This is a genomic window from Bradyrhizobium sp. 23 (assembly GCF_023073295.1).
Lineage (GTDB): Bacteria > Pseudomonadota > Alphaproteobacteria > Rhizobiales > Xanthobacteraceae > Bradyrhizobium > Bradyrhizobium canariense_D.
Genome location: NZ_JADPJF010000038.1, coordinates 13253 through 22416, shown reverse-complemented (window position 1 = coordinate 22416; position 9164 = coordinate 13253). Strand labels below are relative to the sequence as shown.

The following is a 9164-nucleotide window of genomic DNA, read 5'->3' as shown; positions in this document are numbered from 1 at the left end:
CCAGCCACAGCCGCCGCAGGCGCAAGTAGCGGTGCAGGCTCATTCCACGATAGCGGCGGGCGACGTCGTGCATGGTGCGAACGGACAAGCCGAGTTTGCGCGCGATCTCGTCGCTGTAGATGGGCAGCGAGAGGTCGTCGGAAAGCAGCGCGCGGATGTCCTGAAAGACTTTGAAGTTGCGCTCGTCATTGGGGCGCAGGGTCCATCGCGCGGGAACGATACTTTCGAAAATTGCGTCCGCAGCGCCGAGCAGGGTCTCCTTCATGCCGGCCGCCTTCAGCGGCAAGTCGGGCGAGGCGACGGGCTCCGACGCGGCTTCCAAGACTTCCCGGACCACACCGCGAAGCCGGCTCAAGCCCGCAGCGGTCGTTTCGAAGATGTTGAAGCAGAGGGTTGCTTGTGGCCAGCCGCGATCCGTCACCTCCGGCCTGAACACCACCGAGGCGATTTGCCGCTGCACCTCCTCGATGATGGTGTAAGCCGCGCCGCCGCTGCCGATGACGATAACGGGTCGTATACGCCGCGCGCCGTTGAATCGAACGGTCACGTCCAAATCGTCCATCGTGAATCCGATCGCGGTACAATTCTCGACGAGCTGTGCGTCGACGACCCGCGGAAATGCCCGCGTCAAATTCACGTCGCAGCCGGGTAGCGACAGAATACTCTGCTCGGCCGAAATCCTCCGTACAAAAGGCGTGAACTCGAAGTCGAGCCCTCGTATGGCGTTTCGAAATTCATCGACGTCGGAAGCGAAATACCTTTGGCGCCAGCGTCGGCGGATCATCACTTCTATTCATGGCAATATGAACTTCGCGTCGCAACACACGCGTCCGGCGACGATGCCGGCCCGCTTCTGCGCTCCGTGTGCCTTAAGTCTGAAAGAATCACTTCGAACTATGCCGACCAGTTGGCGAGCGTCGAAGTCCAAGGACAAGGCGGCGCATCAAATCTCGCCAATTTTCGATAGCGTTTTCCGTGTGGCCAGCGGTGCAGATATACCTAGACGAGCAAAATCCAAACTTCAAATTAACGTCTGTCGGGCGGAATAGGTGCAGTTCGATAGTCCAAATTAATTTTAGGTCAGGCCCCTGCCATGATGGCAAATTCGCCTGCTGATATTCTTGCTGAATTGGAAGAGGTGGTCGCAACCTACCCACCGCACCGTTGCGCACGCATTCTCGCCGGCATGGTGCAGTTGCTCACTGGCAGCCGCGGCCAGTGCCGGGAATTGCTCGTCAACGTGGTCGACGGTGTTCTGCTGCGATTGACGGAACGGGTCGAGGCCAGCGCACTGGTTCAGCTCAGCACGGCGCTCGCGGAACTTGACATCGCGCCTCCCGAAACATTGTGGCGTCTCGCCTCGCACGATAGTCCGGACGTGGCATGTCCTGTGTTGCTCAAGTCGCGTGCACTTTCCGCAGCCGATCTCGAGGCTGTCATTGACTCCCGTGGCGAGTGGCATCGACGCGCGATCGCCGCGCGCAGCGACATCGCGCCGACGGTGACTGAGGCGCTGATCAAGCACGGCGGCCCGATCTGCCTTGACCTGATCAAGAACCAGGGAACGAAATTCTCCGACGCAGCCTATGCAGCGCTAATTGCCAAGGCCGACCAGGACGGCGAGATCGCGAAGGCGCTGGTGCTCCGGCCCGGCACGCCCGATCTGGTCGTGCGCAAGCTGCTCTCCGCCCCACCAGCCCGGAAGGCACCCGCCCCGTCCGCCGCAGCGCCGGTGCCGGAAGCGGAGCCGGCTCCGCCAAAGCGGCCTTGCCGGGCCGACTACGCGGGCGCGAGGCCCGAGATCGTCGCCCTCAACCGCATCGGCAAGCTCAACGATTCCACGGTGAACCGCTTTGCGATCCGCGGCGAGACGGCCAATTTATTCACGGCGCTGTCGGTGCTTTCAGGGGCGCCGCTCGAAATTATCGAGCATGTCGCGAGCGATGACGATTGCGAGGGGCTGGTCATGGCGTGTCGGGCGTCGCGGCTAAACTGGCAGACCACCCTTACCATCCTGAGCAACCGCAGCGGAAAAAGGCTCTCCTATTCCGAGCGCGAGCGCGCGCAACGGATCTTCGAGACGCTGCTTCTGTCCACCAGCCAATGGACAGTGCGATGGGGGCAAATAGTAGCAAACGCCAGCACAGGCGACCCGGGAAATCGCAGCCCGAAGATGGGGGTTAGCCGATGAAGTTCGACGGTCGCAAAGCGATGCGCGTAAAAATGGATCACAAGCAGCCTGTCAATCTAATGGGCTCGGACGGCACTTGGCGGCGCAGTTGCGTTTTGCTCGACATATCGCAAAGCGGTGCAAAGATCGAGGTCGAGGGCACGCTCGACGTGCTCCAGGCCAAGGAATTCTTCCTGCTGCTGTCCTCGACGGGGCTCGCCTACCGGCGCTGCGAACTGGTCTGGATCGACGGCACCACGGCCGGCGTGCACTTCGTCACCGCAGACGGCAAGAAGAAACCGGCAGCCGCTGTGCAGGCTGCCGCTCAGAGCAAATAGGCCCAAGGATTCATCAGCCCGATCCAACTCCAGCATGATTCAGGTCAACCTTGCAGAACGCGCGAACTATATCCCGCCCCGTCAAAGGCGACGGCGGCATCCGAGAGAAGGAAGCGGCACGCCCATTCGTGCATGTGCTGGCTGACTCCTCGGAAAAATTGTCGAGCGTCTGTTCGATTCTCGAGCAACGGTTTGCCGTCGCAGGCGAACGGCTCGACGCAGAAGCCAAGCTGTCCCAGATGCCGTTCGCGATCGTCATCCGTGCGGAATTGCGTGACGTCCACACCATCGCGGCCATCAAGAAACGAGCCATAAAGTTCGCAAAGGCAACGAAGCGCATCTTCCTGGTCGAGCACCCCTCTCACATGAGTATCTCGCAGGCCTACGCGCTCGGGGCCACGCTCGTCCTTCCCGGGACGATCGACAAGATCAAGCTGCTGGCAGCGCTGGCTGATTCCGCCGAAGAGGCGTCTGCTTCCTCAGGTCAGGCGCCGCAGCAGGACAATGCCGTCGAGGCCGCGGCGACGGCGATCGCGTCGATGTTCACTGCCGTCGCGCTCGGCGAGCCCATCGATGTCGACGGCACGAAGGAAGCCGGCCGCAAGATCGCTGATCGCATCACCCAGCATGGCTTGTCCGAGTGGCTCACCACTGTGCGGCGCCACCACGAGGGAACCTACCAGCACTGCCTGCTCGTGACCGGCGTTGCGATCGACTTCGGACTGAGTCTCGGTGTGGGCCGCGCCGATCTCGAGCGGCTGTATTCGGCGGCCATGTTCCACGACCTCGGCAAGGCCCGGATCCCGCTTGCCATCCTCGACAAGCCCGGCCGTCTCGATCCGGCCGAACGTGCCATGATCGAGACTCACCCGATTGCGGGTTACGATTTCCTGAAAGACCACGACAATATCTCACCGGAGATCCTCGATGCCGTGCGGCATCATCACGAATTTCTTGACGGCAGCGGCTATCCGGATGCACTCGGGGCCGAGAGTATTGGCGACATCGTGCGGATTCTCACGATCTCGGACATCTTCGCGGCCCTGATCGAGTATCGGCACTACAAGCCGACGCTGCCACGCAGCGAAGCCTATGACATCCTATGCGGGATGAGCGGAAAGTTGGAGAAGGCGCTGCTGACCGCGTTCAGGCAGGTCGCTCTCACGAGGTAAGCGCAGCAACCCGTCTCGACCCCAGTCTAGTGCGCGGCGCGATGTCTGGTGCGGCGCGGAACGGTCCGGCAGGCGAGCCCTTCGGCCAGCAGCTTCATGTCCTCGTGCCGGCCGCTGCGGATCAGCCGGCCGAACTCTTCGGGTGTGAAAGGAAGACTTGGATCATCATCGATCGGACGCCGCACTCGCGGGCCGAAGAACCGTCGAACCAGGCTAGCGAGCCGCCGCATGTCAATTCCCTCGCGCCAGCATCAAACCTTTCAGTCCGCACATTGTTCCTCCTGCACGATCGAGATTGCAAGAGGCCGCCAAGCGGTCCGCACCAAAAATTTCGGCGAGAGAATAATCTCCTCTGCCCGCACTACTCGGCGAATCCGACGTAGCGCACGAAATCGTCGTTGCCCTCGCGATCGGAGCGCACCGCGTTCGCGGCAAAGTTGTCGTCAGGATAGCCCATCGCGACGCAGGTCATGATCACCTCGTCCTCCGGAATGTTTGCGACCTCGCGCACGATGTCAGAGCGCATGATGCCCTGCCCGTTGATAACCGAACCGAGACCGCGGTCCCAGGCCGCGAGCACGATGCCGTAGCAGAGCGCGCCCAGGTCGAAATGGCAGACCGCGCCGGGATCGAGCACGCGGTCATAGGTCAAGACCAGCGACACCGGCGCATCGAACTGGCGGAAGCCGCGCAGCACCCAGTCCTGCCGCATCGGCTTGTCGTCGCGCGCGATCCCCATCGCGCCGAACAGTTTCTTGGCGACGTCGACTTGCCGGGCCCGGTGCACGCCCTGATACTCGCCGTGACTGACGATGTCGCGCTTCACCTTGGCGCCGCCAACCATCTCCTCCATGCTGCGTCGGCGCAGCTGTTCCAGCGGACCGCCCGTGAGCACGTGGACGTGCCAGGGCTGGGTGTTCATCGACGAGGGCGCACGCTTGGCGCTGTCGATGATCGCTTCGATCACCGCGCGCGGCACCGGCTCGTTCCTGAAGCCGCGCACGCTGCGGCGCGACTGGACCAGCGTTTCGAATTCCACCTCAAGACCTCCCTGCCCGTTCATCCCCTGGCGCGCCAACACGCGAGCGGTTGCCGATGCGGCGCGCAATATCTATGCTAACCCGCAAGCAAGACCAAGAACCCTGTGAGGATCCCATGAAAGCCAACATGGCTGCACCGCTCGATCCCGTCATCGCCCAGATCATTCCGCTTCTGCCGATGCGCGATGCCACGACGATGACGCCACAGAGCGCCCGCGATTCCTTGCGTGCACTGGCTGCCTCACGCGCGGCCATAGCGCCACCACCGGTCGACATCATCGCGGATATCAAGGTGAAAGGCGGCGCCGGTCCGCTGGATGCACGGGTCTACCGCGTCGGCACCACGCCGGCGCCGACCGTGGTGTTCTTCCATGGTGGCGGCTGGGTCGCGGGCGACCTCGAGACCCACGACCGGCAGGCACGCAACCTTGCGATCGAGACGGGCGCGGTCGTCGTCTCCGTCGATTATCGCCGTCCGCCCGAAACGCGTTTTCCCGGCGCGTTCGAGGACGCCTTTGCCGCGGTCAGCGACGTGTTTGGCCGCGTTGCGGAATTTGGCGGCGATGCAAAACGCTTCAGCGTTGCCGGCGACAGCGCCGGCGGCAATCTCGCCGCCACCACCGCGATCGCCTGCCGCGACGCCGGCATCAAGCTCGCGGCGCAACTCCTGGTCTACCCCGTGACCGACGTCCTCGGGAGTTATGCGGACGCGCGCGAGAACGCACGCTTCCCCTCGCGCGCCGAGAATGCCGAAGGCTACTTCCTCTCGCGCGCCGTGATGGAGTGGTTTTGCGGTCATTATCTCGCCGATCCCTCTCATGCGACCGACTGGCGCGTTTCACCGCTACGCGCGGCTTCGCTCGCCGGCGTCGCGCCCGCGATCGTCACCACCGCCTGGTTCGATCCCCTGCGCGACGAAGGTGCAGCCTACGCACGGGCGCTGGAGGCAGCCGGTGTGCCGGTGAAGCATCATGAAGGCCCCGGCCTGATCCACGGCTATTTCGGCCTCGGCGACGCCTCCGAGGTGGCGCGTGCCGAAGCGCAGCGCGCACGCGCGGACTTCAAGGCGCTTCTCGCGCGCGGCGCCTGAGGGCGATATCCGGAGCGGCAGGATCGACCGCCGCGCCGGGCGGCGTTCAGGACTTGGCAGCGGGCACCTCGAAGAAGCCCGTCGCCTGAACGAGGCGGCCATCGTCGCCGAAACGGCCGAAGCTCTCGCCCGTGACGAACACGCGACCGGCGCCGTCATACATCGTCCAGCGAAAAAGCCCTTGATCATGGTGCTCGAGGAAGCTGTCATTCCTGAAATGCGCGCCAGGAAACTTGAGCTGGGTTTGACCGATGCGCGCCATCAAGGCGTCGCGTCCCTCAACCTGCGAGCCCGGATCGGTATACACGCAGTCCGCGACCACGCTTTGCTCGAGCAGCCGACGCCGCTCGTCCTCATCGATGGGTCCCCACGCCGCCTGATAGGTGTTCCAGGTCTTCAGTCGCGCTTCATCGTTCATCTCGCAGAACCTCTCGTGGCCTCATGCCGCTTTCGGTCACATTGACAATTATTGATATTTTGTCAATATGACCCGACGTTCAGTTCCGACGCTTGTGAGGCTCATGGCTCGTTCCAGCATTTCGAAAGAAGAGCTCGCCGTCGAGGCTGCGACGGAGGTCTTCTCCCGCTACGGCCATGCCCGCACGACGATGGGCGACATCGCCGCCAGGGCGGGAATGTCGCGGCCGGCGCTGTATTTGCTCTTCCCCGACAAGGACGCCGTGTTCGCGGCGGTGATCCAGCGAATGGACGAGCAGAAGCATCGGGAGATCAGGGCCGCAATCGCGCGCCTCGACGGCCTTCACGCCAGGCTGCTCCACGCCTGTAAATCCTGGGGATCGCATGGCTTCGACCTGATCGAGGCGCATCCCGATTCGGCAGATCTGTTCGACCTCCGTTTCCCCGCAGTTCGGAAGGTCTACGACAACTTCCAGTATTTGGTCGCCGACCTCATCCGCGATCAGGTGAAGGCCGCCGGGATAGCGGTCGAGCCGGAGGTGCTGGCGCGATGCCTGGTGTTCGGCATGCGGGGACTGCGCGAAACCGCCAGGAACGGCAAGGAGATGCGGCGGCTGATCGCCGTTCAGGTCACCACGCTCGTCAGAAGCATCAATGACGGCACTTGAGCTTCGAAGAGCCGCCTACCGCGCCTTCCCCGCCCGCTGCGCGTCGGTGTGCCCCCACGTTTGGTCCCAATCCTGACCGGCGGCATCGACGACGCGGCCGTCGGCTTCGAAGAACTTGTTCGGCACCTGGAAGATCGCCAGGATCAGGGCGCCCTCCGGGCACCAGGCGGCATGCCGGCTGCCCGCCTCGCGCCAGATGAATTCGCCGGCCTTGCAGGTAACCCCCTTGGCCGGTCCCTCGTTGTCGACGAGAGCGCCCTCGATGACATAACTCTGCTCGACGCCGACATGCTCGTGATCGGGCAGCACCGATCCCGGCGCAAAGCGCATCAAGGCCGTCATCAGACCGCTGCTGCGATCGAACAGCAGCGTCTTGGCCTCGCAGCCGGGAAAGCGCGTCTTCTGCCATTCCATCTCTTGCGGCCGAACCAGGTGAGAATGCCGGTCAGAAGCGGCATCCGGCATGTTCGCAATCAGGGTCTCCATTACGATGCTCCCTTTCGGCTAAACTCGCCTGAAGCTAGCAGGATCGCCCGTCCCGGTCAGCGAGCAGTGCAGCAGGCGTCGGCCCTTTCGTACCCGCGGTCGGAAAATCGCCAGCAAGACCGGGCGGCAGGCGCTCATCCAGCTTGATTGCGCCACGATTTCCGGCTCCAATCCGCGTGCCATTTCTGGTTTAGGGAGACAATCATGATGAAGCGGATTTTCCTGGCTGCGATCGTTGCCACGTTCGCAGCGGGTTCGGCCCTCGCGGAGGACACCTGCGAAAGCAAGGCGGTCGGCAAGGACGGCAAGGCCCTGGCTGGCGCCGCCAAGACCTCGTTCATGAAGAAGTGCAAAGCCGAAGCCTGCGCGCCCAAGGCCGTCAGCGCCGAGGGCAAGCCGCTCGCCGGCGCCGCCAAGAACAGCTTTATGAAGAAGTGCGAGATGGGCGCGTAAGGCGCCGCAAATTCGCTGCTGCTTTAGCGAGCAATCGCCAGACGAACTGCCACATGGCCGGGCTTGTCCCGGCCATTCGCGTGTGTGTTTCCGTGTACCGGCTTCCAGACCAAATCATCCGAAAGCAGCGTCGCCCTAGACAGGAGCTCTCGACTGACCGATCATGCGGTGCCGAGCGAAACGGGGCGCATCGACAAGGCTTTCTAGCAAAGGGAACGTCAAGATGTGGCAACCTCGAGTGCGTCATCACTTCATCGCGGCAATGAGCTTGCTCTTCGCGCTGCTCATCGGACTTGAAGCCGCGAACGCGCGGGGCCCGGGACTGCCCAACGTCATGGTGCTCGCAACCGGCGGCACGATCGCCGGCAGCGGGGCGAGCAGCACCACCGTGGTCGGCTACACCGCCGCCACGGTGGGCATTGAGACGCTCCTGAATGCCGTCCCCGAACTGAAAACGGTGGCTAACGTCAAGGGCGAGCAGGTTTTCCAGATCGCCAGCGAGAACATGAACAATGACTACTGGCTCAAGCTTGCCAAGCGCGTCAACACGCTGCTCGCGCAGGACGACGTCGATGGCATTGTGATCACGCACGGGACCGATACGATCGAAGAAACCAGTTATTTTCTGGACCTCGTCGTCAAGAGCAAGAAACCTGTCGTCGTCGTCGGCGCGATGCGGCCGTCGACGGCGATCAGCGCGGATGGGCCGATCAACCTCTTCAATGCGGTGATCCTCGCAGGCAGTGACGAGGCCGTCGGCAAGGGCGTGCTCGTTGCTCTCAACGATCAGATCAACGCGGCTCGCGATGTCACCAAGAACAACACCTCGACGGCGGACACCTTCCGTACCCCGGAACTCGGCTTTCTCGGCTACATGCAGGGCAACAAGCCGTACTTCTATCGTCAATCGACGCGCCGGCACACGGCGGACTCCGAATTCGACGTCTCCAGCCTCGATGTCCTGCCGCAAGTCGACATCGTGTACGGCTACGCCAACATGAACCGGGTCGCGATCGACGCGTTTGTCGCCGCCGGGGCCAAGGGGATCGTGCATGCCGGCGTCGGTGACGGCAGCCTGGCTCGCCCCGCGGTCGAGCCAGCCCTCGACGAGGCCCGCAAGAAGGGTGTCGTGATCGTGCGCAGCAGCCGGGTCGGCAACGGCATCGTCGCGCGCAACGGCGAGGCCAAGGACGACGAGCATGACTTCGTCGTCTCGGATACGCTCAATCCTCAAAAGGCGCGTATTCTGCTGATGCTGGCGCTGACCAAGACGACCGACACCAAGGAAATCCAGCGGATGTTCTATACGTACTAGAGCATTCGACGCGCG

Annotated in this window: 11 protein-coding genes; 7 read left to right on the top strand and 4 right to left on the bottom strand. The window is 63.1% G+C overall.

Translation table 11 applies throughout. The features are described 5' to 3' along the window. A partial coding sequence (locus tag IVB32_RS08585) for an AraC family transcriptional regulator (protein WP_247410112.1) occupies window positions 1-784 on the bottom strand: 784 nt, incomplete at its 3' end. 309 nt (window positions 785-1093) lie between these two features. On the opposite strand from IVB32_RS08585, the gene IVB32_RS08580 reads away from it, so the two are divergent. The 3 genes from IVB32_RS08580 to IVB32_RS08570 are packed head-to-tail and all read left to right on the top strand — an operon-like array spanning window position 1094 to window position 3680. Then, complete coding sequence (locus IVB32_RS08580) at window positions 1094-2191, top strand: DUF2336 domain-containing protein (protein WP_085353018.1); 1098 nt, start codon at window positions 1094-1096, stop codon at window positions 2189-2191. Continuing rightward, window positions 2188-2508 carry a PilZ domain-containing protein gene (locus IVB32_RS08575; protein ID WP_085353016.1) on the top strand — a complete coding sequence of 107 codons (321 nt, stop codon included), beginning with the start codon at window positions 2188-2190 and terminating at the stop codon, window positions 2506-2508. The genes IVB32_RS08580 and IVB32_RS08575 overlap by 4 nt, the downstream gene beginning before the upstream one ends. A gap of 50 nt (window positions 2509-2558) precedes the next feature. Then, window positions 2559-3680 carry an HD domain-containing phosphohydrolase gene (locus IVB32_RS08570; protein ID WP_085353014.1) on the top strand — a complete coding sequence of 374 codons (1122 nt, stop codon included), beginning with the start codon at window positions 2559-2561 and terminating at the stop codon, window positions 3678-3680. Between the two features lie 361 nt (window positions 3681-4041). On the opposite strand, the gene IVB32_RS08565 is transcribed toward IVB32_RS08570, so the two are convergent. Beyond that, complete coding sequence (locus IVB32_RS08565) at window positions 4042-4719, bottom strand: nitroreductase (RefSeq protein WP_247410110.1); 678 nt, start codon at window positions 4717-4719, stop codon at window positions 4042-4044. 128 nt (window positions 4720-4847) lie between these two features. Here IVB32_RS08565 and IVB32_RS08560 point away from each other — a divergent pair, with 128 nt between their 5' ends. Next, on the top strand, window positions 4848-5810 hold the full coding sequence (locus IVB32_RS08560) for an alpha/beta hydrolase (RefSeq protein ID WP_247371178.1): 963 nt from the start codon (window positions 4848-4850) through the stop codon (window positions 5808-5810). Window positions 5811-5856: 46 nt separating this feature from the next. Here IVB32_RS08560 and IVB32_RS08555 read toward each other — a convergent pair whose 3' ends face one another. After that, complete coding sequence (locus tag IVB32_RS08555) at window positions 5857-6228, bottom strand: nuclear transport factor 2 family protein (RefSeq protein WP_018456353.1); 372 nt, start codon at window positions 6226-6228, stop codon at window positions 5857-5859. A 103-nt stretch (window positions 6229-6331) separates the two neighbouring features. Here IVB32_RS08555 and IVB32_RS08550 point away from each other — a divergent pair, with 103 nt between their 5' ends. Next, window positions 6332-6895, top strand: coding sequence for a TetR/AcrR family transcriptional regulator (locus tag IVB32_RS08550; RefSeq protein ID WP_247368655.1), 564 nt, complete (start codon window positions 6332-6334; stop codon window positions 6893-6895). A 15-nt stretch (window positions 6896-6910) separates the two neighbouring features. Here IVB32_RS08550 and IVB32_RS08545 read toward each other — a convergent pair whose 3' ends face one another. Next, a complete protein-coding gene (locus tag IVB32_RS08545; protein WP_247370909.1) occupies window positions 6911-7381 on the bottom strand; it encodes a cupin domain-containing protein in 471 nt (156 codons plus the stop codon). Between the two features lie 204 nt (window positions 7382-7585). Between IVB32_RS08545 and IVB32_RS08540 the strand changes: the two genes are divergently transcribed. Both IVB32_RS08540 and IVB32_RS08535 read left to right on the top strand, forming a co-directional pair. Next, on the top strand, window positions 7586-7834 hold the full coding sequence (locus IVB32_RS08540) for a hypothetical protein (RefSeq protein ID WP_018456350.1): 249 nt from the start codon (window positions 7586-7588) through the stop codon (window positions 7832-7834). A 223-nt stretch (window positions 7835-8057) separates the two neighbouring features. Next, the gene (locus tag IVB32_RS08535; protein WP_275974687.1) at window positions 8058-9149 is read left to right on the top strand and encodes a type II asparaginase; all 1092 of its coding nucleotides are present in this window, start codon (window positions 8058-8060) and stop codon (window positions 9147-9149) included. The last annotated feature ends 15 nt before the right edge of the window (window positions 9150-9164 follow it).